The 26,374-nt window shown below is 65.7% G+C and carries 22 protein-coding genes and 1 tRNA gene; 15 read left to right on the forward strand and 8 right to left on the reverse strand.

Going from position 1 to position 26,374, the window contains the following annotated elements; genetic code table 11:
* Positions 1-105 precede the first annotated feature (105 nt).
* Positions 106-1,878 carry an SLC13 family permease gene (locus ACNI3R_RS00175; RefSeq protein WP_426178903.1) on the forward strand — a complete coding sequence of 591 codons (1,773 nt, stop codon included), beginning with the start codon at positions 106-108 and terminating at the stop codon, positions 1,876-1,878.
* A 4-nt stretch (positions 1,879-1,882) separates the two neighbouring features.
* On the opposite strand, the gene ACNI3R_RS00180 is transcribed toward ACNI3R_RS00175, so the two are convergent.
* Complete coding sequence (locus tag ACNI3R_RS00180; RefSeq protein ID WP_426178905.1) at positions 1,883-2,980, reverse strand: anhydro-N-acetylmuramic acid kinase; 1,098 nt, start codon at positions 2,978-2,980, stop codon at positions 1,883-1,885.
* Between the two features lie 102 nt (positions 2,981-3,082).
* Here ACNI3R_RS00180 and tyrS point away from each other — a divergent pair, with 102 nt between their 5' ends.
* The 3 genes from tyrS (at position 3,083) to ACNI3R_RS00195 (ending at position 6,163) form a co-directional block, all read left to right on the forward strand.
* Positions 3,083-4,309, forward strand: coding sequence for a tyrosine--tRNA ligase (tyrS, locus tag ACNI3R_RS00185; protein WP_426180221.1), 1,227 nt, complete (start codon positions 3,083-3,085; stop codon positions 4,307-4,309).
* Positions 4,310-4,372: 63 nt separating this feature from the next.
* Positions 4,373-5,644 (forward strand): hypothetical protein, encoded by a 1,272-nt coding sequence (locus ACNI3R_RS00190; RefSeq protein WP_426178907.1) that lies wholly within the window; start codon positions 4,373-4,375, stop codon positions 5,642-5,644.
* Positions 5,645-5,791: 147 nt separating this feature from the next.
* Positions 5,792-6,163, forward strand: coding sequence for a PilZ domain-containing protein (locus tag ACNI3R_RS00195; RefSeq protein ID WP_426178908.1), 372 nt, complete (start codon positions 5,792-5,794; stop codon positions 6,161-6,163).
* A 49-nt stretch (positions 6,164-6,212) separates the two neighbouring features.
* On the opposite strand, the gene recG is transcribed toward ACNI3R_RS00195, so the two are convergent.
* Positions 6,213-8,273 carry an ATP-dependent DNA helicase RecG gene (gene recG, locus ACNI3R_RS00200; RefSeq protein WP_426178910.1) on the reverse strand — a complete coding sequence of 687 codons (2,061 nt, stop codon included), beginning with the start codon at positions 8,271-8,273 and terminating at the stop codon, positions 6,213-6,215.
* Between the two features lie 117 nt (positions 8,274-8,390).
* Here recG and ACNI3R_RS00205 point away from each other — a divergent pair, with 117 nt between their 5' ends.
* A complete protein-coding gene (locus tag ACNI3R_RS00205) occupies positions 8,391-8,690 on the forward strand; it encodes an FAD assembly factor SdhE (protein ID WP_426178911.1) in 300 nt (99 codons plus the stop codon).
* Between the two features lie 83 nt (positions 8,691-8,773).
* Positions 8,774-12,262 (forward strand): transcription-repair coupling factor, encoded by a 3,489-nt coding sequence (gene mfd / locus ACNI3R_RS00210; RefSeq protein WP_426178913.1) that lies wholly within the window; start codon positions 8,774-8,776, stop codon positions 12,260-12,262.
* A 4-nt stretch (positions 12,263-12,266) separates the two neighbouring features.
* Here the strand turns inward: mfd and ACNI3R_RS00215 are convergent, their stop codons facing one another.
* Positions 12,267-14,354, reverse strand: a complete 2,088-nt coding sequence (locus ACNI3R_RS00215) for a putative bifunctional diguanylate cyclase/phosphodiesterase (RefSeq protein ID WP_426178915.1) — start codon at positions 14,352-14,354, stop codon at positions 12,267-12,269.
* A 121-nt stretch (positions 14,355-14,475) separates the two neighbouring features.
* On the opposite strand from ACNI3R_RS00215, the gene moaA reads away from it, so the two are divergent.
* The 6 genes from moaA (at position 14,476) to ACNI3R_RS00245 (ending at position 19,512) form a co-directional block, all read left to right on the forward strand.
* Entirely contained in the window at positions 14,476-15,501 is a 1,026-nt protein-coding gene (gene moaA / locus ACNI3R_RS00220) for a GTP 3',8-cyclase MoaA (RefSeq protein ID WP_426178917.1), read from the forward strand.
* Positions 15,498-16,271, forward strand: coding sequence for an NAD kinase (locus ACNI3R_RS00225; RefSeq protein WP_426178919.1), 774 nt, complete (start codon positions 15,498-15,500; stop codon positions 16,269-16,271). Before moaA ends, ACNI3R_RS00225 begins: the two co-directional genes overlap by 4 nt.
* A 623-nt stretch (positions 16,272-16,894) precedes the next feature.
* Positions 16,895-17,560, forward strand: a complete 666-nt coding sequence (locus tag ACNI3R_RS00230; protein WP_426178920.1) for a transposase — start codon at positions 16,895-16,897, stop codon at positions 17,558-17,560.
* Positions 17,561-17,698: 138 nt separating this feature from the next.
* Positions 17,699-18,163, forward strand: coding sequence for a hypothetical protein (locus ACNI3R_RS00235; RefSeq protein ID WP_426178922.1), 465 nt, complete (start codon positions 17,699-17,701; stop codon positions 18,161-18,163).
* Positions 18,164-18,316: 153 nt separating this feature from the next.
* Positions 18,317-18,982 carry a transposase gene (locus ACNI3R_RS00240; RefSeq protein ID WP_426178924.1) on the forward strand — a complete coding sequence of 222 codons (666 nt, stop codon included), beginning with the start codon at positions 18,317-18,319 and terminating at the stop codon, positions 18,980-18,982.
* A gap of 20 nt (positions 18,983-19,002) precedes the next feature.
* Positions 19,003-19,512 (forward strand): hypothetical protein, encoded by a 510-nt coding sequence (locus tag ACNI3R_RS00245; RefSeq protein WP_426178926.1) that lies wholly within the window; start codon positions 19,003-19,005, stop codon positions 19,510-19,512.
* An 18-nt stretch (positions 19,513-19,530) separates the two neighbouring features.
* On the opposite strand, the gene ACNI3R_RS00250 is transcribed toward ACNI3R_RS00245, so the two are convergent.
* Complete coding sequence (locus ACNI3R_RS00250) at positions 19,531-19,902, reverse strand: helix-turn-helix domain-containing protein (RefSeq protein ID WP_426178927.1); 372 nt, start codon at positions 19,900-19,902, stop codon at positions 19,531-19,533.
* A 118-nt stretch (positions 19,903-20,020) separates the two neighbouring features.
* The gene (locus ACNI3R_RS00255) at positions 20,021-20,257 is read right to left on the reverse strand and encodes an integrase core domain-containing protein (RefSeq protein WP_426180223.1); all 237 of its coding nucleotides are present in this window, start codon (positions 20,255-20,257) and stop codon (positions 20,021-20,023) included.
* Positions 20,258-20,265: 8 nt separating this feature from the next.
* Here ACNI3R_RS00255 and ACNI3R_RS00260 point away from each other — a divergent pair, with 8 nt between their 5' ends.
* From ACNI3R_RS00260 to ACNI3R_RS00270, 3 genes are all read left to right on the forward strand, one after another.
* Positions 20,266-20,931, forward strand: coding sequence for a transposase (locus tag ACNI3R_RS00260; RefSeq protein ID WP_426178929.1), 666 nt, complete (start codon positions 20,266-20,268; stop codon positions 20,929-20,931).
* Positions 20,932-21,133: 202 nt separating this feature from the next.
* Positions 21,134-21,208 (forward strand) — tRNA-Asn (locus ACNI3R_RS00265).
* A gap of 172 nt (positions 21,209-21,380) precedes the next feature.
* Positions 21,381-22,166 (forward strand): alpha/beta fold hydrolase, encoded by a 786-nt coding sequence (locus ACNI3R_RS00270; RefSeq protein WP_426178930.1) that lies wholly within the window; start codon positions 21,381-21,383, stop codon positions 22,164-22,166.
* A 4-nt stretch (positions 22,167-22,170) separates the two neighbouring features.
* Here ACNI3R_RS00270 and ACNI3R_RS00275 read toward each other — a convergent pair whose 3' ends face one another.
* From ACNI3R_RS00275 to ACNI3R_RS00285, 3 genes are read right to left on the reverse strand one after another with little or no spacing between them, the layout of a single operon-like run.
* Positions 22,171-23,610, reverse strand: a complete 1,440-nt coding sequence (locus ACNI3R_RS00275; protein ID WP_426178932.1) for an efflux transporter outer membrane subunit — start codon at positions 23,608-23,610, stop codon at positions 22,171-22,173.
* A 10-nt stretch (positions 23,611-23,620) separates the two neighbouring features.
* A complete protein-coding gene (locus ACNI3R_RS00280) occupies positions 23,621-25,177 on the reverse strand; it encodes an MDR family MFS transporter (protein ID WP_426178933.1) in 1,557 nt (518 codons plus the stop codon).
* Complete coding sequence (locus ACNI3R_RS00285; protein WP_426178935.1) at positions 25,174-26,337, reverse strand: HlyD family secretion protein; 1,164 nt, start codon at positions 26,335-26,337, stop codon at positions 25,174-25,176. Before ACNI3R_RS00285 ends, ACNI3R_RS00280 begins: the two co-directional genes overlap by 4 nt.
* Positions 26,338-26,374 lie beyond the last annotated feature (37 nt).

Raw genomic sequence — 26,374 nt, forward strand, 5'->3', positions numbered from 1 at the left:
GCGCGTTGGATCCCCAGACAGTCGAACAGGGGCAGACAATAGGATGACATTCGCGATACCGGACATCGCCGCCTCTGCGGGCGGACCGACTGCGAGGCGCACCACATGACGATGCCGCAATGGCTGTCGATCGGCACGCTCGCCGGCATGATGATCCTCTTCATCTGGGGGCGCTTTCGCTACGACGTCACCGCAATCCTCGCCCTGCTCGCCGCGCTCGCTGTCGGCATCGTCAAACCCGAGGATGCGTTCAGCGGCTTTTCCGATGACATCGTCATCATCGTAGGTTCGGCGCTGGTGCTGTCGGCGGCGATGCAGCGATCGGGACTGATCGAGCGGGCACTCGGCTTCGTCTCGCGCTATGTGAAACGGGTCCGCTCGCAGCTGGTCGTCCTTACCGCAACGGTCGGGGTGGCCTCGGCTCTGGTCAAGAATGTCGGCGCACTTGCCATGCTGATGCCCGCCGCCTTCCAGATGGCGAAGAAGAGCGACACCAGCCCGTCGGTCTTCCTGATGCCGATGGCTTTTGCGTCGCTGCTCGGCGGGCTTATGACGCTGGTCGGCACGTCGCCCAACATCATCGTCAGCCGGGTGCGCGAAGAGTTGACCGGCAAGCCCTTCGGCATGTTCGACTATCTGCCGACAGGGCTGGGCCTGCTCGTCGTCGGGCTGATCTTTCTCCGCTTCGGCTATGGCCTCCTGCCCCGCGAGCGCCGCGCCACCGCTACGCTCGGCGAGGCGCTCGACATCTCCAACTATGTTACCGAGGTGACCGTGGCGGATGGCTCTCCCGCGATCGGCGAGACGGTGCGCGAGTTCGTCACGCGCCACGATCGCGAAGTCAGCGTGACCGGCCTGCTGCGCGCGGGCGTGCGGACCGTGCCGTCGCTCGACCTGACGCTCTACGAAGACGATACGCTGATCCTCGCGGGCGAACCCGACGCGCTCGAACGCGTCATCGCGCGCGACGAGCTGGCTCTGGAGGGCGAGCAGCGCCAGCTTCCGAAAGGCAGCGAAGGCGACGAGATCGGCGTCATCGAAGGCGTGATCGGGGCGAGTTCGGTCCTCGAAGGACAGACCGCTGGCCGGCTTCGCCTCCAGCAACGCTATGGGATCAACCTGATCGCGCTTTCGAGATCGGGCGAAAGGCTCACTCGCGAATTGGGGCAGACGCGGCTCAACCCCGGCGATGTCGTGGTGCTTCAGGGCCCTCTCAACCTGCTTCCCGAGCGGCTTCGCGACCTCGGCGTGCTCCCCCTGGCCGAACGGGCGCTCCGCCTCGGCAGCGGCGGGCGCAGCTGGCTGCCGCTCATCGTACTGGCGGTCGCCATGGCCGCGACGGCGGCGGGGCTGGTTCCGGTGGCCGTCGCCTTCTTCGCCGCCGCCGGCATCGTCATGGCGACCGGCGCGCTGCCGCCGCGCGAAGCCTATCAGGCGGTCGAGTGGCCGATCCTGGTGATGCTTGGCGCGCTCATCCCCGTAAGCGACTCGCTGCGGACCACCGGCGCATCCGACGTCATCGCCACCGGCCTTGCACAGTTCGGCGCCGCCCTCCCCGCCTGGGGCGCGGTCGCGCTGATCCTGGTCGTCGCGATGGCGGTTACGCCCTTCCTGAACAACGCGGCGACCGTCCTCGTGATGGCACCGATCGCGGCAGTATTCGCGCATGACCTCGGCTATCGACCCGAGGCCTTCCTGATCGCGACCGCAGTCGGTGCGGGCTGCGACTTCCTCACCCCGATCGGGCACCAGTGCAACACGCTGGTGCTGGGCCCCGGCGGGTACAAGTTCGGTGACTATGCGCGGCTGGGTGCGCCGCTATCGCTGTTGGTGGTGCTGGTGGGCACCCCGCTGATCATCTGGACCTGGCCCCTGTAATCGATCAGGGCTGATGGACCACCCCACCGGTCATCGGCTGCGGAACGCCGGTCGTTCCCGGAAAGCTGATCGGTTCTCCGCGTAGCGCCCGCACCGCCATATAGGCAAAGCCCTCCGCCTCGGTCGCATCGCCATTCCACCCGAGCGCCTCGATCGGCTCGGGGACGATACCGGTTGCAGCGCCGATCATCGCCATCAGCGTCGGATTATGGCGCCCGCCGCCAGCCACGATCAGCCGCAACGGTCGGCCGGGCAGATGGCGTAGCGACAGGGCGACCGTCTCGGCGGTAAACGCTGTCAGCGTCGCGGCGCCATCGGCGGCGGACAGGCCGCGCGCCGGCTGAATAGTGAAATCGGCGCGGTCGAGCGACTTGGGCGGCGGTGCGTCGAACCAGCCATTGTCGAGCATCGTGTCGAGCACCGTGCGGTCGACCGAGCCGCGCGCCGCAAAGGCGCCGTGCGCGTCGAAGGGCGACCCCGTTTCCGCGAGCATCCAGTCGTCGATCAGCCCGTTCGCCGGGCCGGTATCGAACGCGATCAGATCTTCGGCCCCTGCGCCGAGCCAGGTGATGTTGCCGACCCCGCCGAGGTTGAGCACCGCCACCGGGCCGCTGAGGCCGCTCGTCAGCGCGCGGTGATAGACCGGCAGCAGCGGCGCGCCCTGCCCGCCCGCCGCGACGTCGGCGGAGCGCAGGTCGTTGACGACGCGAATGCCGAGCGCCTCTGCCATCGCGGCGCCGTCGCCGATCTGCCAGGTCCAGCCGCGATCGGGGCGGTGCGCGATCGTCTGGCCGTGAAAGCCGACCACCTCCACCGCCTCCGACGAGACGCCGGCCTTGTCCAGCAGCTGGCGGACGACGTCGATATGACGCCGCGTCAGCATCTCTGCCGCCGCCTCGATCGCGGCATTGCCGCGCGGCGCATCGAAGCTCATCGCCAGCGCCGCAGCCTCACGAAGTTGCTCGCGGATATGGGCGGGATAGGGCAACGCATGAAAGGCGACCGGGCGGATATGGCCCGCGCCGTCGGTCTCGATCAGCGCAGCGTCGATTCCGTCGAGCGAAGTGCCCGACATCAGCCCTATGGCCAGCGTGGTCGTCATAGCGTCTCTTTCGCCGCTATCCCCAAACCGCGCAAGCCCGCGCCGTACGCCCGCACGAAGCACATGACGCTCGCCCGCCGCCATGCTAACGGCGCGGACATCATGACCGAATATCGTTCCGACCTTCTGCGCCTGCTCGACGAGCGGGGATATATCCACCAGATCACCGACGCGCAGGGGCTCGACAGCCTCGCCGCCGGGGGGATCGTGCCCGGCTATATCGGCTTCGATCCGACCGCCCCGTCGCTCCACGTCGGCAGCCTCGTCCAGATCATGCTGCTCCGCCGGATGCAGCAGAGCGGCCACAAGCCGATCGTCCTGATGGGCGGCGGCACCGGCAAGATCGGCGATCCGAGCTTCAAGGACGAGGCGCGCAAGCTGCTGACGACCGACCTGATCGCCCAGAATGTTGCGTCGATCAAACGCATCTTCGAGCGGTTCCTGACCTTCGGCGACGGGCCGACCGACGCGGTGATGGTCGACAATGCCGACTGGCTCGACAAGCTGGAGTACATCCCCTTCCTGCGCGAGGTGGGCCAGCACTTCTCGATCAACCGGATGCTGAGCTTCGACTCGGTGAAGCTGCGCCTCGACCGCGAGCAGTCGCTGAGCTTCCTCGAGTTCAACTACATGATCCTGCAGGCCTATGACTTCATGGAGCTGGCGCGGCGTCGCAGCTGCCGGCTGCAGATGGGCGGATCGGACCAGTGGGGCAATATCGTCAACGGCATCGAGCTGTCGCGCCGCATGCTGGGCCAGGAAGTCTATGGCGTGACCACGCCGCTGATCACGACCGCCGATGGCGGGAAGATGGGCAAAACCATGTCGGGCGCGGTGTGGCTCAACGAGGATGCGCTGCCCGCTTATGACTATTGGCAGTTCTGGCGGAACACCCACGACAAGGACGTCGGCCGGTTCCTGCGGCTGTTCACCGATCTTCCGCTCGACGAGATCGCCCGGCTCGAAGCGCTGGAAGGCCAGGAGATCAACCAGGCCAAGATCGTCCTCGCCAATGAAGCGACGACGATGTGTCGGGGTGCGGAGGCCGCCGCCGCCGCCGCCGAGACCGCGCGCCGGACCTTCGAAGAGGGACAGGCCGGTGGCGACCTGCCGACCCTCGCGGTTCCGGAGGGAAGCATCGCACTGGTCGACGCGCTCGTCGGCTTGGGGCTCGTCGCGTCGAAGGGCGAGGCACGGCGCCTGATCAAGGGCGGCGGCGCGCGCATCGACGGCGAAAAGATATCCGACGAAGCCGCCATGGTAACGGTCGGCGACGCGGGCGTGAAATTGTCGGCGGGCAAGAAAGCCCATGGCGTGCTGACGCGCTGAGCGCCCACCCGACGACGATCAAGGCCGGGCCGGCACCTGGCGAGAGGAGAGAAGGAGATGCGGATGTTGTTGCTCGCAGCTGCCATGATGCTGGCCGTTGGCGCCAAGCGCCCGCCCTCCCCGCTCGACGACATCGCCGAGGCCTATGTCCATCTGTCGCTGGAGGCGGGCGAGCGTGAGCCCGGCTATGTCGACGCCTATTATGGCCCCGACGACTGGGCCGCCCAGGCCAAGGCCAGGCCGCGCGCTGTCGCCGAGCTCCGCGCCGAGGCTTCGCGCCTCTCCAAGGATCTGAATGCAGTCGCCCCCGATCGCCTGTCGCCGGAGGACCGCCAGCGTCGCGACTTCCTGCTCGCGCAGCTCAAGGCCGCCGAAACCCGGCTCGCGATGATGGCCGGGGTGAAGCTGGCTTTTGCGGACGAAGCCGAGGGCCTGTTCGGCATCCGACCCACGCTGAAGCCTTTGACGGCCTATGACCCGATCGTCGCGAAGGTCGCCGCGATGGTGCCGGGCGACGGTCCGCTGTGGCAGCGCGTCGACGCCTGGCAGAACCGCTTTGTCATCCCCGCCGACCGGCTGGAGCCCGTGATGCGCGCATCGATCGCCGAATGCCGGGCCCGCAGCGCCGCGCATATCGCGATGCCGCAGCAGGAGCGGTTCGAGCTCGAGCTGGTCAAGGGCAAGAGCTGGTCGGGCTATAACTGGTACAAGGGCGATGCCCACAGCCTGATCCAGATCAACACCGACCTGCCCGTACGCATCGACCGCGCCGTCGATCTTGGTTGCCACGAAGGCTATCCCGGTCACCATCTGCTCAACATGCTGCTCGAACGCAATCTGGCGCGGGCGCGCGGCTGGGTCGAGTTCACCGTCTATCCGCTGTTCAGCCCGCAGAGTTTCATCGCCGAAGGGTCGGCCAATGCCGGGATCGACCTCGCCTTCCCGGGCGCCGAGCGCGCTGCGTTCGAGGCGAACACGCTCTACCCGATCGCCGGTCTCGATCCCGCCACCGCGCGCGATTATGATCGGCTGCTCGCCCTGCTGCACCAGCTGGCCGGCGCGCGGATGACGATCGCAGCCGACTATCTCGACGGCCGGATCGATCGCAACCGCGCGCTCGACCTGATCCAGGCCTATCAGCTGGTCAGCCGCGAGCGGGCGGAGCAGTCACTGCGCTTCACCGAACATTATCGCAGCTATGTGATCAACTATGGCCTCGGTCAGGACATGGTGACGGCCGATCTGGCGCGGAGCGGGCGCGACCCCGCGGCAAGGTGGAAGCGGATGGAGCAGATCATCTCCCAGCCCTTCCTCCCGTCCGAACTGCGCGATTGAGGTGACGCTGCGGCAAGCGGCGCTTTAAGACTTTCGGCTTAGAAAAGCCCGCTCCTATTCGCGCTTAACCAACGGCTAACCGCAAAGTTTAAGGTCCTGGCAAAGGCGCAGGCCGATCCTCATGACACCAGAAAAGGGCATGAGAGCATGAACCAGAACGCGCAGAAGCTTCCGACCGGCGTCGGCGAAGACGACGACGCCAAATATGCCGAGCTCCGCCGTGCGCCGCGTGACGAGGTGGCGCTGCCGACGCGCATGTTCACCCAGGACAATCGGGCGAGCGACGTGCTGCTGGTCAACATCTCGACGCACGGCTTCATGGTCCGCGAATATGGACAGACCCCCAAGGACTCGATCGTGCGGCTGGCACTGCCCCGATTGGGTCAGGTGGCGGCACGGGTGGTCTGGTCGCTGGGAGGGCGGGTCGGTGCGGAGTTCATCCGCCCGATCGACGACTATGCCTATATGGCCATGCTCAATGCCGCGAGGGCGAAGCGGCAACGCTGGCCGATGGGCTGACCCGGCCGGGGCGGCGCGTCCTCCAGCGCGTCGCCCCTCATTTCCTTGCTCATCCGGCCCGGAGCAGACCGACGGCGGCATCCCGTTCGAACAGATAGAGTGCGGTGCGCGCCGCCTGCCCCCGCTCCCCATCGAGCCCACCGTCGCGATCGACAAGCAGCCGCGCATCCTGCGTCGCCGTCTCGATCAGCGCCGCCGTCCGCTCCGGCCCCGCCAGACGGAAGGCCGCCTCGCCCGACTGGCGCGTCCCCAATATCTCGCCCGCCCCGCGCAGCCGCAGATCCTCCTCGGCGATCCGGAAACCGTCATTGGTCTCGCGCATCAGCGCCAGCCGCGCCCGTGCTGTCTCCGACAAGCTGTTTCCTCGGAGCAGCAGGCAGACCGAATGCTGGTCGCCGCGCCCGACCCGCCCGCGCAGCTGGTGCAGCTGGGCAAGGCCGAAGCGATCGGCCCCCTCGATGATCATCAGCGTCGCATTGGGCACGTCGACGCCGACCTCGATGACCGTGGTCGCGACGAGCACTCCCAGCCGCGCCGCCGAAAAATCGGCCATGACGGCGTCCTTCTCGGGTCCCTTCATCCGGCCATGGACCACGCCGACCCGATCGCCGAACAACTGGCGCAGGCTTTCGGCACGGCTTTCGGCGGCGGCGAGGTCGGACTGTTCGCTCTCCTCGACCAGCGGACACACCCAATAGGCCTGCCCACCCTTGGCCATGTGCCGACCCAGCGCCTGGACGATCTCGTCGAGGCGCTCGCCCGAGATGACCCGCGTCTCGATCGGCTGGCGACCGGGCGGCATCTCGTCGAGCCGGCTCACGTCCATCTCGCCATAATGGCTGAGCGTCAGCGTGCGCGGGATCGGCGTTGCGGTCATCACCAGCAGATGCGGCGGCCGCTCGGCCTTCGCCTGGAGCATCATCCGCTGGGCGACGCCGAAGCGGTGCTGCTCGTCGACCACCGCGAGGCCGAGATTGCGATAGCCGACCTTCTCCTGGAAGATCGCATGGGTGCCGACGAGGATATCGATCGACCCGTCGGCCAGCCCCATCAGCGTCGCCTCGCGCGCCTTGCCTTTCTCCCGCCCGGTCAGGATCGCGACGTTCACCGGCAGGCCGGCGAGCGTGCGGCTGAGCGTCTCATAATGCTGCCGCGCGAGGATTTCGGTCGGGGCGAGCATAGCGCCTTGCGCGCCCGCCTCCACCGCGACCAGCAGTGCCATCGTCGCAACCAGCGTCTTGCCCGCGCCGACATCGCCCTGCAGCAGCCGCGTCATCGGCGTCGCCTGGACCAGATCGCCCTCGATCTCCGCGATCGACCGGCTCTGCGCGCCTGTCGGCGTGTAGGGCAGCTTGAGCCTATCGCGCAGCCGCCCGTCGCCGTGCAGTGGCATACCGCGCCGCCGCCGTGACGAGGCGCGCACGAGCATCAGCGCCAGCTGGTTGGCGAACAGCTCGTCATAGGCCAGCCGCTGCCGCGCCATTTCGTCCTGCGGATCGGCATGAACCCGCAGCAGCGCCTCGCGCCAGGCGGGCCAGCCGCGCGCGGCGAGCAGCCCCGGCTCGATCCATTCGGGCAGCGACGGCGCGCGCGCCAGCGCCTGCTCGACCAGTTGCCCCAGCCGGCGCGAGGTCAGCCCCTCGGACAGCGGATAGACCGGTTCGCGCACGGGCAGGTCGGCCGCCTCCTCGGGCGGCAGCACATGATCGGGATGGATCATCTGCATGTCCTGCCCGTAGAGTTCGAGCTTGCCCGAGACGGTCCGCTTCTCGCCGATCGGCAACAGCTTCTTCGCCCAACCGGGATTGCCGCCGAAATAGACGAGGTTGAGGATGTTGCCCGCCGCGTCGGTCGCGCCGACACGAAACGGCCCGCGCCCCGCCGACGCCCGGTAGCTGGTCGGCACGAGGTCGATGGTGATCACCCGGCCGGCATCCTGGTAATCGAGCTCGTCGACCCGCTTCCGGTCGATCGCGCCGGTCGGCAGGTGGAACAGCAGATCGACGGCGCGGTCCAGCGCCAGCTTGCGCAGCGGCTTGGCAAGCGCCGGGCCCACGCCCTTGAGCGTTTCGACTTCCGCGAAGAGAGGGTTGAGGATTTCGGGCCGCATCGATTCCGTCGCTGTGGCAGTTTCCGCCGCCCGGGTCGATTGCACGCGGGCGGAAAATGCTTATGTCCCTCCTATCCTTTCGCCGACGGGCTTGCCAATGGCCCGGAGGCGCTCTGCATGCCGCACTTTGTCCATCGCCACGGGATGACCATGAATCAGGAAGACCGTCTGAAGCGCATCCGTTTCCGTGCCTGGCACCGCGGCACGCGCGAGGCCGACTACATGATCGGCTGCTTCTTCGATCGCTTCCACGACCAATGGTCGGCGGCCGAACTCGATTGGTATGAAGCGCTGCTGGGCCAGGAAGACGCCGATATCCTGGGCTGGATCATGCGCACCATCGAGGTTCCGGCCGAATGGCAGGGCCCGATGATCGAGCGGATGCAGCGCGTCGACTATGTCGAAGTGCCACAGTGACGATATCGCCCATCAGTCGTTAAGGCCCGACGAACGGTCGCCTCCAGGCTCCGTCCGCTATCCCCGATTCCGATGAAAGCCGCATGACCGATCTCCTCCGCATCGTGAAGGCCACCGAGCCGCTGACCCTCTCGCGCGCTCCGGCGGGCTTCCAGCCCTGGCTGGTCGCCGACCTGGCGCGCGCGGCGGCAACGCATGGAGGTCGTGCGGTCCTCGTGACTTCCGACGACCAGGCGATGCAGTCGCTGGCCGATGCCGCACGCTATTTCGCGCCGGAGTTGACCGTACTCACCTTCCCCGGCTGGGACTGCCTTCCCTATGACCGTGCGAGCCCCACCCTGCGCGGGACGGCCGAACGGCTTGCCACGCTGCACGCGCTTCAGGCGAAATCCAAGGGACCGGTGCTGCTCGTCACCACGGTGCAGGCTGCGACGCAGCGCGTCCTCACGCCTTTCCGGATCCGCCAGCTGGTCGCCCGGCTCGCCCCCGGCGAAAGGATCGACCTCGACCGACTGACGGCGCTGCTCCAGACCAACGGCTATGTCCGCACCGACACGGTGACCGACCCCGGCGAGTTCGCGGTGCGCGGCGGTATCGTCGACCTATTCCCGTCGGGAGAGCCGCACCCGCTACGCCTCGACTTCTTCGGCGACGAGATCGAAAGCGTCCGCCAGTTCGACACGGGCGACCAGCGCACGATCGGCCCGATCGAAGGCTTCACCCTGCTGCCCGCAGCAGAGGCACTGCTCGACGAGGAGACGATCAAGCGCTTCCGGGGTCGCTATCGCGAGCGCTTCGGCGCGAACGCCACCGGTGACCCGCTCTACCAGGCAGTGTCCGACGGTCGGCGTCTGGCCGGCATGGACCACTGGCTGCCGCTGTTCGAGGAGCGGCTGGCGACGCTGGCCGACCATCTGTCGGACGACGATCTCCTGCTACGTGAAGCCGGCACCGACAAGGCCGCCGAGGCGCGCTTCGAGGCGATCACCGACTATCATGCCAACCGCGTCCGCGCGCGCAGCGCCGACCCGGGCAGCTACCGCCCACTCGAGCCGAACGAGCTCTACCTGACCGCAGACGAATGGCAGCGCTTCGTCGAGGATCGGCCCGTCCACCTCGTCACGCCCTTCGCAGAACCCGAATCCGCTCGAGTCATCGATCTGGCGGTCGAAACCGCACGCGATTTCGCGCCCGAACGGACGCAGGGCGTCAACATCTACGACGCTGTCGTCGAGCATGTCGAAGCCCTCGTCAAAGGCGGCAAGCGGGTCATCCTCGCCAGCTATTCCAATGGCTCACGCGAACGGCTCGCGGGACTGTTGAAGGAGCACGGTCTCGACGCGACCGAAATGGCCGGCGACTGGCAGGCCGCTCTCGGCGCTGCGGCAGGGGGCAAGTCACTCGGCGGCGGCCGCCGCAAGGTCGCGCTGGCGGTCCTCCCGCTCGACCATGGCTTCACCAGCGGCGACGTCGCCCTGCTGACCGAGCAGGACATGCTGGGAGACCGGCTCGTCCGGCGGCAGAAGCGCAAGAAATCCGCCGACGCCTTCCTCGCCGAGCTGGCGACGCTCAGCCCCGGCGATCTGGTCGTTCACAGCGATCACGGCATCGGCCGCTATGAGGGGCTGACCTCGATCCCGGTCGCCAAGGCCCCGCATGACTGCGTCGCGCTGAGCTATGCGGGCGGCGACAAGCTCTACGTCCCGGTCGAGAATATCGACGTGCTGAGCCGCTACGGCGCGGAGAGCGAGGGCGTCACGCTCGACAAACTCGGCGGGGTCGCCTGGCAGGCGCGCAAGGCGCGGATGAAGGAGCGGATTCGCGAGATTGCGGGCGAGCTCATCAAGACCGCTGCCGAACGCGCGCTCCGCCCGGCCGAGACGGTCGAGCCCGAAAGCGGCTACAACGAGTTCGTCGACCGCTTCCCCTACCAGGAGACCGAGGACCAGGAACGCGCGATCGCCGACGTGATCGAGGATCTGGCGGCGGGCAAGCCGATGGACCGCCTCGTTTGCGGCGACGTTGGTTTCGGCAAGACCGAGGTCGCGCTGCGCGCCGCCTTCGTCGCCGCACTGGGCGGGATGCAGGTCGCGCTGGTCTGCCCGACGACGCTCCTCGCACGCCAGCATTACCGCAACTTCGTCGAACGCTTCCACGGCATGCCGGTCAATGTCGGCCATCTGTCGCGGCTGGTCACGGCATCCGAGGCGAAACGGACCAAGGACGGGCTGGCGAGCGGGTCGATCGACATCGTCATCGGCACCCATGCGCTGCTCGCCAAGGGGATCGAGTTCAAGCGGCTCGGCCTCGTCATCGTCGACGAGGAGCAGCGCTTCGGCGTCACCCACAAGGAGCGGCTGAAGGCGCTCAAGACCGACGTCCACATGCTGACGCTGACCGCGACGCCGATTCCGCGCACGCTGCAGATGGCGATGTCGGGTCTGCGCGAGCTGAGCGTGATCCAGACGCCGCCGGTCGACCGCCTCGCGGTGCGCACCTATGTCGCGCCCTGGGACGAGGTCGTCATCCGCGAGGCGCTGCTGCGCGAACATTATCGCGGCGGGCAAAGCTTCCTCGTCACCCCGCGCATCAAGGACCTGCCCGACATCGAGGAGTATCTGCGCAAGCAGGTCCCCGAAATCAGCTATGTCGTCGCCCATGGCCAGATGGCGCCGAGCGAGGTCGAGGAGCGGATGTCGGCCTTCTACGACAAGAAGTTCGACGTGCTGGTGTCGACCACCATCGTCGAAAGCGGCCTCGACATTCCCAGCGCCAACACGCTGATCGTCAACCGCGCCGACAAATTCGGCCTGGCGCAGCTCTACCAGCTGCGCGGTCGCGTCGGTCGCTCGAAGACGCGCGCTTATGCCTATCTGACGACCGGCGACGGCCGGATGACCGACACAGCAGAGAAGCGGCTGCACATCCTCCAGAATCTCGACACGCTCGGCGCCGGCTTCCAGATTGCGAGCCACGACCTCGACATTCGTGGCGCGGGCAATCTGCTGGGCGACGAGCAGTCGGGGCATATCAAGGAGGTCGGCTTCGAGCTCTACCAGTCGATGCTCGAGGAAGCGATCCTGGAGGCGAAGGCCGGCGGCCTCGCAAGCGCACGCCCGAAGGATTTCTCGCCGCAGATCAACGTCGACGCGGCGATCCTCCTCCCCGACGATTATGTCCCCGACCTCGACCTGCGCATGGGCCTCTATCGCCGAATCAACGAGCTGGAGAGCAAGGCCGAGATCGAATCCTTCGCCGCCGAACTGATCGACCGCTTCGGCAAGCTGCCGGCGCCGACGGAGAATCTGCTCACGGTGATGGAAATCAAGCTGAACTGCCGCAAGGCCTGCGTCGCCAAGATCGATACGGGCCCGCGCGGGGCGCTGGTGGCGTTCCACGAGGACCAGTTCCCGGACCTCCCCGGCCTGCTCGCTTATGTCGATCGGCTGAAGGACAGCGCCCGGCTACGCCCCGACCATCGCCTGGTCATCACGCGCAACTGGCCGGAGCCGTCGATGCGGCTCAACGGGGCATTGCAGCTGTCGCGGGGTCTGGCGAAGATCCTCGCCTGATCGGTCAGGCGGCGTTGACGGGGTCGCGCCGCTCGACGATCAGCGCCTCGAGCGAGCGGCTGTCCACCGGGGGCGAGCAGAGATAGCCCTGATAGAGGTTGCACCCCTCACGCGCGAGCAGCGCCAGCTGCGCGGTGGTCTCGACCCCTTCGGTGATCACCTGCAGCCCCAGCGACCGCGCCATGTCGATCACCCCGCGTACGACGATGCGGTCGCGGGTGGATCCGGTGATGTCGGCGGCCAAGGTCTTGTCGATCTTGAGATAGTCGAGCGGCAGCGCCTTCAGATAGGCAAGACTCGAATAGCCGGTGCCGAAATCGTCGATCGCGACGCGCAGCCCCGCCTTGCGCAGCCGGGCCAGAAGTTCGGCCGCCCCGCCGAGATCGGAGATCAGGCCGCTCTCGGTCACTTCGACGGTCAGCCGGTCACGCGGGAAGCCGGCATCGTCGACCCGGGCGAGGAAATCCTCGACGAAATTGGTACGCGCAATGTCGGCCGCCGTGACGTTCACCGACACCCGCAGGTCGCGCATATGCGCAGGCCAGGCCGCTGCGACGGCCAGCGCGCGCTGCTGGACATAGGTCGACAGCTGGACGACGAAATCGGATCGCGCAGCGGTGGCGAAGAGCGGAACCGCGCCCAATTCGCCCAGCAAGGGATGCTTCCACCGCGCGAGCGCCTCCGCGCCGATGATCTGCCCCGATCCGATATCGACCTGCGGCTGGAACAATATGTCGATCTGGTTCTGGTCGAGCGCGCGGCGAAGGTCGATCTCGAGCTGGTTGCGCCGGTGGGTCTCCGCCTCGGCATCGGCGTCGAGCGCGCGCACCATGCCGGTATCGCCATGTTTGGCGGCGGCGAGTGCGGCGGATGCACGCTGGAACAACGTGCCGACGTCACGGCGTCCCTCCCCTTCGGTCGAGGCGATGCCGACCCGGCAGGACAACGGAATGAGCGAGTCACCCGACACGAACGGCCAGGCGACGCTTTCGACAAGCCGGTTCGCGATCAGTTCGGCGCTGTCGGCGCTGACCGGCGGGCCGAGGGCGATGGTGAACTCCGACCCGGCCGTGCGCGCGATCATCGCGTTGTTGATGCCGATCCGGTCGATGACCCTTTCGATGCGCCGGGCGACGCCCTGCAGTACAGCATCGCCGGTCGGACGACCGAAGGCGGCATTGACGAGACCGAAGCGCATGATGCCGAGCATCAGCAGCGCACAGCGGGGGCCGGCGGCCTCCTCATCCCCCAGCCGCTCCTCGACCCAGTCGCGCACCCTCTCGACAGTTGGCAGGCCGGTCAGCGGATCGACCTCGTCGCTCATCGGCTCGACTTCGGGCTTGGTAATTTCGACCCAGGCGACCACAGCGCCGCGCGCCTCGTCGAAGGAAATATGATGCGCCAACCGATCGCCATGCAGACGGCTGTCATGCGCAAAGGCGGTGGACTGACGGGTGGCGAGCAGCCGGTCGATCGCCTGGCGCGCCGTGCGCCGGCTGGCGCGATCCATGATGCGGAACAGCATCGCCATCGGCACCGTCTCGCTGCTCGCGCCGATCCGGTTGGCGAGCGCGCTGCTGAGCGTGAGGCTCCGGTCGCCGGGCTTCCATATCCAGGCTTCGGATTCTGAGAGCCGGAGCGAGGCGCGCGCCAACGCGGCGCGCCCACCGCCTGCCAGACGCTCGACAAAGCGATCGGCGAAATCGAGCGCCGTCCGCAGGCTGTCGCCGTCCACGTCTCCGATCAGATAATGGGTGGCGCCGGCCTCGAGCATTGCATCGAGCTCAGCCATCTCGTCCACGATCACGAGCAACGCCGCCCCCGTCGAACTCGTGCCGCTGGCCAACGCCCGACACAGGGCATAGCCTTCGGCCCGGGCGCCGCGCGCATCGACCAGAGCGACCGAAGACCCCGAAGCGATGAAGCGCCGTTCCGCCGAGTCGGCGCGCCGTGCGGCGATCACCGATCGACCGGCCCCTTCCGCCAGCGCCGCCAGTTCATCACGGTTTCGAAACGACAACAGGAATAGCGGCAGCCGCGCCTGCGCGGCGCTGCGTTCGGCCGCTGCTGCTCCGCCTACATTCCTGTTCATTGCTCGACTGTTATCGTATCGAACCGCCTAGGCCAATCGCAAAGCAGGGGAAAAACAACCCTGTAGCGGATTAATTCACGCCTTCCTTTGCTACCAAGGTCTAGGCTGTTACCATAAGAGCATGATGCCGATCGAAAAACGGAGCCCCCGGGCAGAGGGGACGCTGCTGGACGCGTTCGGCCGACGCATTTCCTATCTGCGGCTGTCGGTGACGGACCGTTGCGATTTCCGCTGCCGCTACTGCATGTCGGAGAAGATGCAGTTCCTGCCGAAGCGGGAAATATTGACGCTGGAGGAGCTGGCGGCACTCGCCGACGCCTTCATCGCGCGCGGCATCAGGAAGATCCGCCTGACCGGGGGCGAGCCGCTGGTGCGCCGCGACGTGGTCGATCTGGTGGGGATGATCGGGCGGCGCATCGGCGACGGGCTCGACGAGCTGACGATCACCACCAATGGCAGCCAGCTTCGCCGCCATGCGGCCGCTCTCGCGGCGGCCGGCGTGCGGCGGATCAATGTCAGCATCGACACGCTCGACCCAGAGCGCTTCGCCTTCATCACGCGCGGGGGTGCGCTGGCCGAGGTACTGGACGGGATAGAGGCCGCCCGCGACGAGGGCATCGCGATCAAGATCAACATGGTCGCGCTCAAGGACTTCAACGAGCAGCAGATCGAGCCGATGCTGCGCTGGTGCGCGGCCGGTGGACATGACCTGACCCTGATCGAGACCATGCCGCTGGGCGAGATCGACGAGGATCGCACCGATCGCTATCTGCCGCTCGACGGCGTCCGCCGGGCGCTGGAAAGCCGCTATACGCTCAGCCCGCTCGACTATCGCACCGGCGGCCCCGCGCGCTATTTTCGCGTCGAGGAACTGGATGCCCGGCTGGGCCTGATCACGCCGCTCACCAACAATTTCTGCGATGGCTGCAACCGCGTCCGGGTGACCGCGACCGGGCAGATCTATATGTGCCTTGGCCATGACAGCCGGCTCGACCTGCGCAGCGCCTTGCGCGCGGGGGATGCGGGGGAGCTCGACCGGCTGCTCGACCTCGCCATGCATCGCAAGCCGGAGCGTCACAATTTCGCGATAGACCGGCGGGGAGCGACACCCGCCGTCGACAGACATATGAGCGTTACCGGGGGATGACCGAAAAGAAGATGGCCCTGGTGGCCTCGCCGACCCCTGCCGCGCAGGAGGCCGCGACCGAATTGCGCCGGATGTACGAATGGCATCCGGTCGAGCGCGCCGACCTGATCGTCGCGCTGGGGGGCGACGGTTTCATGCTGCGCACCCTGCACGCGATGCTCGACCGGCACCGCATCTTGCCGGTGTTCGGAATGAACCTCGGCACGGTCGGCTTCCTGATGAACGACTGGAAGTCCGAACTGCTCGAGCTCCGGCTGATGCAGGCCAAGGCGATGACCGTCCTGCCGCTGCGCATGGACGTCGAGACGGTCGAAGGGCAGCGCCTGTCGATCCCGGCGATCAACGAGGTGTCGCTGCTGCGCGAAACCCGCGAGACGGCGAAGATCGAAGTGCTGGTCGAGGGCCGCGTGGTCCTGCCCGAACTGGTCTGCGACGGCGTGCTGGTGTCCACGCCCGCCGGCTCCACCGCCTATAATCTGTCGGCCCAGGGCCCGATCCTGCCGCTGGAATCCTCGCTGCTCGCCCTGACCCCGATCAGCCCCTTCCGCCCGCGGCGCTGGCGCGGGGCGATCCTGCCCGACAAGAATGCGATCTCCTTCCGCGTGCTCGACGCGGTCAAGCGCCCGGTCAGCGCCGTCGCCGACCAGCGCGAGGTGCGCGACGTATCGCTCGTCCGTGTCGGCATCGACAAGACCAGCCCGCTGACGCTGCTGTTCGATCCCGAACATGCGCTGGACGACCGCATCACCATGGAGCAGTTCGCGGTTTGAGCTGCGGGGGCCGCATAACCTGTCCTGTTCGCCGTGACCGGGGAATGCGTGATGGTGAAGCTAATTGGTGGAGTGTCACCGTAATGGCGCGCGGCAATGCCAACGCTGGATGTCCGCGATGACTCGCAGCCTTTTCCTCGCAGTTGCCCTTACGGTTATGATGCTCGGTTTAACATCGTGCAGTGAGAGGAGAACGACGGTATCCAAATCACCTGACGGTCGGATACTTGTCTACGAGGGCCGAATGCCTGGGGCCGGCCTAGCGCCAGATTCCGTGAGGGCCTATCTTCTGGTCACGGGTGCAATTCCCGTAGCCAGTACGCAGCCGGTTTTCGAGGGACAGGATGTTGGTCGCGTCTGTTATGATTGGCTAACTCCAACTGAATTACACGTGCGGATTAGCGGCGGCTACGTCGATCGGGTGGCCTCGCAATGGCAAAGCCCAGAAGGGCGCTGGATAACGATCCGCTACGTCGGCACTTCCGGCTGTGTATGGCAGAAAGCGAGTTCGGCCGAGAACCCATAAAGCCAATTGCAATTAAATTACGTAAATTACGGTGATGGGAATTACGGTGACACTCCACTTAATTGACGCTCAGCCCTTATTCATGCGATGAAGGGAGATGGCCCGCCTCGCTCGCTTCATTCTTCCCGGCACCCCGCACCATGTCACCCAGCGGGGCAATGGGCGCCAGCAGACCTTCTTCGGCGATGACGATTACGCCGCCTATCGCGATCTGCTGGCCACGCACTGTGCTGCGTATGGCGTGGCGGTGTGGAGTTGGGTGCTGATGCCCAACCATGTTCACCTGATCCTTGTCCCCGAGCACCCAGACTCGCTGCGCGGTGCGCTGTCGAAGGTTCACCGCGCTTATGCCGGGCGGATTCATGCGCGCGAGAAGCGGACGGGGCATTTCTGGCAGGGGCGCTTCGGCTGCGTGGCGATGGACGAGGCTCATCTGCTGGCAGCACTCCGCTATCTCGCGCTCAATCCGGTGCGGGCGCGGCTGGCCGCGCGGGCGCAGGGCTGGCGCTGGTCGAGCGTGCATGCGCTGCTCGATCCGGCAACCGGCGACGGGCTGACCGACACCGCCCCGGCACTCGAGCGCGTCCCCGACTTTGCGGCGATGCTGCAGTCCGGTGAGGACGAGGCGCTTTCTGCTCTGTTGCGCCGGTCGGAAAGTACCGGCCGGCTCCTTGGCGACGCGGCATTCCTCGATCATATCGAGGCGGCGCTGGGGCGAGATCCGAAGCCGGGCAAGCGCGGGCCGAAGACGAGAGATAGATAATTAAGTGGAGTGTCACCTTAATGTCACCGTAATGTCGTTGCTGATTTTTCCAGACATTGACCTCCAGCTTCGCAGTTTGAGGTGCAGTACTGCACCTCAATCTGATCCTTCGTGCTCCATCGCGTAAGGGGCGTCGGAATGAAAAATAAGTTCGATGTGATGGCGGATGAAGCTGACAAGTTTGTTGATGCGATAAACAGTGTTCCCGGGCCGACTGACCAGCTTATTATATCGGGACTCAGAAACGATTATGATGTGATCGCCTCTGAGGCCGTTGACTGGATAATAAGCAAATGCAGATTGAGCGATTTCATAGAAGAGATCATTGCTTGTGTGAGGCGGTCTGCTTCCTATTTAATTAGAGGGAGGGCTCGAATAGTTGCCGCTTTAGCTGATAATGAAGAGCTTAGGTTGTTTCTAAAAGGTAGCCAGGGCGACTTAGATGCTTATTATGCGGTTTGGGATGCCGCTGCTCGCTACATAGAAACAAATGATTCAAAAGAATTGAAAATGTTGAAAGAATACGCTCGCAGCGACGATATGTCGATATCTTCTCTATCAAAATCATTAATAAGATTTGTAATTAGAAACTCGAGAAGATGAAGTGGTGACGTGATGGGATGGACGGCCCCTGCACCAGCTTAGCTGTGCGATGATGGCCGTAGAGCCACGTCTAGAGGAATTACGAATTACGGTGGAATTACGGTGACACTCCACTTAATTGACGCTCAGCCCTTATTCATGCGATGAAGGGAGATGGCCCGCCTCGCTCGCTTCATTCTTCCCGGCACCCCGCACCATGTCACCCAGCGGGGCAATGGGCGCCAGCAGACCTTCTTCGGCGATGACGATTACGCCGCCTATCGCGATCTGCTGGCCACGCACTGTGCTGCGTATGGCGTGGCGGTGTGGAGTTGGGTGCTGATGCCCAACCATGTTCACCTGATCCTTGTCCCCGAGCACCCAGACTCGCTGCGCGGTGCGCTGTCGAAGGTTCACCGCGCTTATGCCGGGCGGATTCATGCGCGCGAGAAGCGGACGGGGCATTTCTGGCAGGGGCGCTTCGGCTGCGTGGCGATGGACGAGGCTCATCTGCTGGCAGCACTCCGCTATCTCGCGCTCAATCCGGTGCGGGCGCGGCTGGCCGCGCGGGCGCAGGGCTGGCGCTGGTCGAGCGTGCATGCGCTGCTCGATCCGGCAACCGGCGACGGGCTGACCGACACCGCCCCGGCACTCGAGCGCGTCCCCGACTTTGCGGCGATGCTGCAGTCCGGTGAGGACGAGGCGCTTTCTGCTCTGTTGCGCCGGTCGGAAAGTACCGGCCGGCTCCTTGGCGACGCGGCATTCCTCGATCATATCGAGGCGGCGCTGGGGCGAGATCCGAAGCCGGGCAAGCGCGGGCCGAAGACGAAGGGGAATTGAGTGGAGTGTCACCGTAAATCATGACAAACATAGCGATTGTTCTTATCGGGCTATTTGCAATAATATCAGCACAGAAGGCATCCGAAGATATGGCAGGTGCTCAATCCCCTCTCGATATTTTCGAGTTGATCGACAAAATTACTTCAGAACCGGTCGTCAGTTACGATACCGTAGAACGAAATATGGGTATTCATCTAAATCTTGCTTCTGAAGGTGTGTTCAATAATTACGAGGCAGAGGATTATCATATTTCCGGCTCTATTTTGGAAAAAATTGAATATAGGCAACCGGTTGTTGGTAGCGGTGCCTCAAGGGGTTCTATTTTATCCATTCGCATTGGTGGCGAGTGCGTAGATAGGAAAGAGGTAATTCTACGTTATAGCGACCTAGCTATAACCGATGTTCCCAAAGGCCATTCTTTAGACGAGCAGACATACTATTCGGCGGCCAAGCCATGGGGGAAGATAAGTTTTGGGTTTTCGGAAAGAGTGCCGGACTGCTTGAGAACGATTGTTATTTCAGTGGGTTAGACTGGCTATCGCCAGGCTTCAATCCACAGGCGAGAGCGCGGAGGCCATACGGCCCTGAGCGATCATTGCATCAATGACGCGCATGACGGTCTGCTGGTCTTCCTCCGCGAGCTCTTCGAGCGCCTGGAATCTGCGGAACAGGCGGATATTGGCGAGGTTGGACTCCTCGATCTCGGCACCAGTGACGAGATAGTCGAGGGTCGTGCCGAGTGCATCGGCGATCCTGACGAGGGTATCGACCGGCGGCGTGCCGAACCCGCCTTCATATTTGTTGAGCAGCTCGAAACGAATATCGACTAGGCGAGCAAGATGCTTCTGCGGCCAATGCCTTGCCTTGCGCAACGCCTTGATCCGTGCGCCCATCGCCTTCCTGTCTGCTCCGACCGCCATTGCCTCCCACTCGTTCCGGTTTGATCCTGGTCGAGTGTAGGGCATGGTTTCCGGATGGCCGGCGCATATGCCTCCATTAGAGGCATATGATATGACGTGCACCCCTGATTGTTACCAGTCAGGAGTAGAGTCTCGCTCCTTCACGATGTTTGATTGATGGGATGGCAACCGGTCTGGAGGCATGCCCCCAGACCGGTTGGCCGGCGATGTCGGCAGGGGTGAGCCCGCCCAGTTTCGAGTGTGGCCGCACATGGTTGTAGTCTTCCCGCCAGTCGGCGAGCACGAACCGGGCATGGGCCAGCGAGGATTGCGGTGGCACTCCACTTAATTGACGCCGAACCTTCGTCCATGCGATGAAGGGAGATGGCCCGCCTCGCTCGCTTCATTCTTCCCGGCACCCCGCACCATGTCACCCAGCGGGGCAACGGGAGGCAACAGACCTTCTTCGGCGATGACGATTACGCCGCCTATCGCGATCTGCTGGCCGAGCATTGTGCTGCGCATGGCGTGGCGGTGTGGAGTTGGGTGCTGATGCCCAACCATGTTCACCTGATCCTTGTCCCCGAGCACCCAGACTCGCTGCGCCGCGCGCTGTCGAAGGTCCACCGGGCCTATGCCGGGCGGATTCATGCGCGCGAGAAGCGGACGGGGCATTTCTGGCAGGGGCGGTTCGGCTGCGTGGCGATGGACGAGGATCATCTGCTGGCAGCCCTCCGCTATGTCGCGCTCAATCCGGTGCGGGCGCGGCTGGCCGCGAGGCCACAGGATTGGCGCTGGTCCAGCGTGCATGCGCTGCTCGATCCGGCAACCGGCGACGGATTGACCGACACTGCCGCGGTGATCGAGCGCGTTCCCGACTTTGCCGCGATGCTGCAGTCCGGTGAGGACGAGGCGCGCTCCACCCTGTTGCGCCGGTCGGAAAGTACCGGCCGGCCCCTTGGCGACGCGGCATTCCTCGATCATATCGAGGCGACGCTGGGGCGGGACCCGAAGCCGGGCAAGCGCGGGCCGAAGACGAAGGATAATTAAGTGGAGTGTCACCGAAATTAGGAGTGTCACCGAAATTCCCGAAATTCCGACCGCATCACCATGGAGCAGTTCGCGGTTTAAAATTCCATGTTTTTCAGTGGCTTGGAAATTAATATGGCTACCCCCGAAGGATCGGGGATTTGGGGCTTGCAAGCCCGAACAACCCGCTGCTATAGGCGCGCCTCGCTTGAAGCGGAAATGATCCCCGGTAGCTCAGCGGTAGAGCATCCGACTGTTAATCGGACGGCCGCCTGTTCGAATCAGGCCCGGGGAGCCATTTCATCTTTCGACCCGCTCGGCCCCCGACATTCGACAATGATCTGCCTGCTCGTTCAGCGCATGAGACGGGCGGCAACGGCTCTCTCGCGGCCGGCTTGGCACATAGTCCAGTCGCCAAGGCCCCTCCCCGCTGACAGGATATCGCATCCGCTGTCAGATCGGAGAAGCCGGTGACGATCACGCGCCTCTACGCCCACTGCCGCGACGGGCAGATCCATCTTCGCCAGACGGCGCCGTCCGGCGGCCCCGTCGTCGCCTTCTTCCACCAGACCGCCTCATCGGGCGCGATGTTCGGGCAGGCGATGGAAGCGCTGGCGGCCGACTATCGCTGCCTGTCCTTCGACTCTCCCGGCTTTGGCGGCTCCTACCAGCCCGACCATATTCCCGACATCCGCTACATGGCGGACCGGCTGCTGGAGGCCCTGGACGACCTTGGCGTCGGGCGGCTGCATCTGTGCGGCCATCATACCGGAGGGTGCGTCGCGCTCGAAATGGCGTCGCTGGTCCCCGATCGCATCCAGTCGCTGACGATCATCGGCCCGGTCGTCGCAAGCGAGGCGGAAAAGGCGGTCTATCGGGAGACCTTCATCCAGCCCTTCGCCGTCGAGGACAGCGGCGCCTTCCTGAAAACCGCCTGGGACTATCTTCGCTCGATCGGCGCGGGCGCCCATGTCGATCTGCACCTGCGCGAGATGATCGACCATCTGATCGCGCACCGCACGATGCCGATGGCCTTCTCGGCGGCCTGGAATCAGGATGTCGCGGCCCTGCTGGAGCAGGCGACGGTGCCGCTCCACCTGATGTGCTCGCAGGACGATGTGCTGTGGCCGCTGTTCGAGCGCGCCTGTGCGATCCGGCCCGACGCCGTCCGCACCGTCGTCAAGGGTGCCGACTTCCAGCCCGATCTCGATCCGATGGGCGTGACCGAGGCGTTGCGCGCCTTTCTCGCACGCTGAGCCTTCAGCGCCAGCCCAGGCCCAGCGCCTTCTGCAGACCGGCGAAATCCGCAGAGAGCGCGCCATCGGCCTGCGACAGCGACTGTTCGGCGGACAGGCGGCTGCGCTCGGCCTGGAGCAGTTCGATCTTCGATCCGGTGCCGGCCTCGAACCGCTGGCGGGCCAGCGCCTCCACCCGGCGGGCCGAAGCCAGCGAGCGTCGCAGGCTGGCCGAGGCGCGCAGCCTGGCGCCATAGCGGGACAGCGCGTCCTCTCCGTCCTGCAGCGCCTTCAGCACCGCGCCGCGATAGCGCGCCGCCGCTTCGTCCTGCCCGCCCTTGGCCTGTTCGACCCGCGCGGCGTTGCGGCCGAAATCGAGGATGTTCCACGACAGGCGCGGCAGCGCGATCGTGGCCAGCTTGTCGAGGTCGACGACGTCCTCCGGCCGGGTGCCGCCGATACCGAGGACACCCGCGAAGCTGACGCTGGGAAAGCGGGCGGCTTCCGCAACGCCGATCTTGGCGGTCGCGGCGGCATATTGCCGTTCCGCTGCGCGAACGTCGGGCCGGCGCTTGAGCAGGGCGGAGGGATCGCCGATCGCGGTTCCGGCGGATGGGAGGGGGATCGCAGCCGGTGTCGCCAGAAGCTGGTCGACGCTTCCCGGCGCCTCACCGATGAGGACGGCCAGCGCGTTGAGATAGGCGTCACGCTCGGCCTGCAGCGGCAGCAGCGATGCCTGAAGCTGTTCGAGCTGGTCGGCCTGCTGCTCGACATCGAGGTCGGAGGCGGCCCCCCGTTCGCGGCGCTGGCGGACCAGAGCCACAAGGTCGCCCTGCCGGGCGGCCGCTTCCTCGCCCAGCCGGATACGCTGCTGCCGGTCGCGCAGATTGGCATAGGCCTGCGCGACCTCGGCCGTCAGGCTAACCTGCGCATCCGCGACGCTGGCTTCCGCCGCTTCGAGCTGTGCCCCCGCGGCTTCGACGCTGCGACGGCGCCCGCCCCAAAGGTCCACTTCCCAGCTGGCGTCGAAGCCGAGATTGTAGAAGTTCAGCGCTTCGGTGCCTCCGCCGCCGCCATCGGCATTGCCCTCGCCCGACCCGTCCGAACTGCCGAGATCGACCCCGGGCAGGCTGGCATGGGCGTAGATCGCCTGAAGATTGGCATTGGGGGCGGCATTGGCCTTTTCGAGGCGCAGCGCCGACCGCGCCTGGCGCAGACTGGCCTGAGCGATCGCGACATTGGGGTTGGCCGCCAGCGCCTTCGCTTCCAGCGCATCGAGCACGGGATCAGAGAATTGGGTCCACCAGTCGGCAACAGCGGGTGCCTCGACGCGAGCTTCGGACGGAGCGCGCACGAAGGCCGGCGGCGGCTGCAGCGCCCGTGCGCCCACCGGGCCGGCATAGTCCGGCCCCATGGTGCAGGCGGCGAGCGCAACCAGCGGGAAGGAAAGCAGCAGAGTGCGCATCGCGATCACCTCAATGCATCACGACCGGCCGACCATGCGGCAGCGGACGCAGGAACAGGACGAGCGGGATGACGGCGATGATGCCGACCCCCAGCATCCAGAAGATATCGTTGAACGTCATTACCAGCGCCTCGCGCTGGATCGTGCCAGCGAGCGAGCGAAGGCCGGCCTCCTGCCCGCCCAGGCTCTGCGAAAGGCTGGCGACATAGGCCTGCACTGCGTCCGAATTGGCGCTCATCGACTCTTCGAGGCGCCGGCTGTGGAACCAGTTGCGCTGGTCCTGGATCGTCGCGATCCCGGCAAGCGCCAGCGATCCGCCAAGGTTGCGCACGGCGTTGAACAGGCCGGCCGCATCGCCCGCATCGCGCGCCGGCACCGACGCGATCGCGGCCTGGTTGAGGAACAGGAAGCCCATGATCACGCCGACGCCGCGCAGCAGCTGCGATTCCACGAAATCATGGCCGACCGACTGCGAGGTCAGCACCGTATCGACCATGCAGCTTGCCGCCATGATCGCCAGGCCGACCGCGACCGCGATGCGGATGTCGAGATAGCGCATCAGCAGCGGGGTGAAGGGCATCAGCAACATGCTGGGTATGCCCGACAGCAGCACGATCTTGCCCGACTGCAACGCATTATAGCCTGCGATCGCCGCAAGGAATTGCGGAATGACATAAGAGGTGCCGTAGATCATCATCCCGATCACGAGCCCCATCAGCGCCACCGCGCCGAATTGCCGGTCTAGCAGCAGCCGCAGCTTGATGACGGGCCTCTTGGCGAAGATCTGGCCGGCGAGCAGCAGGCCGAAGCCGAACGCCGTGACGATGCTCATCTGGACGATCGCGCTGCTCTGGAACCATTGTTCGCGCTGGCCCTCTTCCAGCACGATGGTCAGCCCGCCGAGGCCCAGCGCCATGCCGACGATGCCGCGCCAATCCGCCCCCCACAGCTCCTCCCAATCGGGCCGGCGATGCGCCATGGTGCTGAGCAGCAGTGCGATCAGCAGCATGCCCACGGGGATGTTGATGAAGAAGGCATAATGCCAGCTGACATTCTCGGTCAGCCATCCGCCGATCAGCGGTCCCAGCAGCGGGCCGATGATCGCCGTCACGCCGAACATCGCATTGCCGATCGGCTGCTGCGACCGTGGCAGGCGGGTGGCGATGATGGTCATCGCGGTCGGCACCAGCGCGCCGCCGGTGAAGCCCTGCCCCACCCGGCCGATGATCATCATCGTCAGGTTGGTCGAAATGCCGCAGAGGACCGAAAAGGCGGTGAAGAGCGAAACGGCGATCAGGAGAAAGTTGCGCAGGCCGAACAGCCGCTCCAACCACCCCGACAGCGGGATGATGATGATCTCGGCCACCAGATAGGCGGTGGCGATCCAGGTTCCTTCGGTGCCGGTCGCACCGATCTCGCCCTGGATGGTGGGCAGCGACGAATTGACGATCGAGATGTCGAGCGTCGCCATCAGCGCGCCGAGACTGCCCGCCGCGACGGCGAGCCAGGCGCTGACGTCGGCCCGCTCGGGCGTCGCAGTCCCTTTGTCCGCCAAAGCCGCGCTCATCGCCCGGCGCGCTCGTTCCGACGCTCCTGCTCTTCACGAATGGCATCGATCGCGGCCTTCGCCGAGCGCGTGTCGACGCTCGCCTCTACCGACATGCCGGGAACGAGCAGGGCGCGCGTCTCCGGTCCGGCATTGATCGCGATCCGCACCGGAATGCGCTGGACGATCTTGGTGAAATTGCCCGTCGCATTCTGGGGCGGCAGGACCGAGAATTGCGCGCCGGTGCCGGGCGCAATGCTCTCGACCACGCCGTGCAGCTCTACCCCGTCAAGCGCGTCGACCTCAACCGTCACCGGCTGGCCCGGACGGATCAGTCCGAGCTGCGTCTCCTTGAAATTGGCGACGACATAGAGACTGCGGGCCGGCACCAGCGACATCAGGCGCGTCGAGGCCTGCACGAACTGGCCCTGTCGGACACCCTTGTTGCCTACCCGGCCGTCGACCGGCGCGCGCAGGATGGTCGCCTCGACGTCGGTCCGCGCTGCCGTCAGTTGCGCCCGCGCCGCTTCGCCCTGTGCCTGCGCCTGCTGGCGCTGCGCGCGCAGCGTGGCCACGCGCCGTTCTGCGGCAGTCAGCGACGCCTGGGCCGCGTCGACCTTGGCCCGCGCCTGCACCGCCTGGGTTTCGAGTTGCGCCAGCCGTTCCCGGGTTTCGGCACCGCTGGCGGCCAGCGGCCGGTAACGAGTAACTTCCCGGGCCGCGAGATCGGCCTCGGCCCGCGCCGACAGCAATTGCGCGCGCGCCTGATCGACGGCAGCGAACTGCTCCTCGATCTGGGCACCGACACCAGCGGCGCTCGCTGCCGCAACGTCGATCTGAGCACGGGCTTGCGCCGCTTGCGCGCTGTAATCGCGCGGGTCGATCTGGACGAGCGGCTGTCCGGCCTTCACCTCCTGATTGTCGGTCACGAAAACGCGATCGACATAGCCCGACACCTTGGGGGCGACCGTTATTGCATCCGACTGGATGAAGGCATCGTCGGTCGACTGCTGGTAGCGGCCGTAGATGAAATGGCGCGCGCCCAGTATGACGCCCGCGACCAAAAGCACGGCACCGCCGATCAGGAATATCCGCCGAAGGATCAGCTTGCGGCGCGCGGCCGTGGCGGGATCGGCGGTTTCGGGCGACTCGGACGGAGGCGCGGCGGTCGTATCGCTCATGTCGGGACTCGGATGCTATCGATTGTTCCGCCTATGC

Origin of the sequence: Rhizorhabdus antheiae (assembly GCF_049889055.1) — a bacterium.
In the GTDB taxonomy this organism is placed as follows: Bacteria; Pseudomonadota; Alphaproteobacteria; order Sphingomonadales; family Sphingomonadaceae; genus Rhizorhabdus.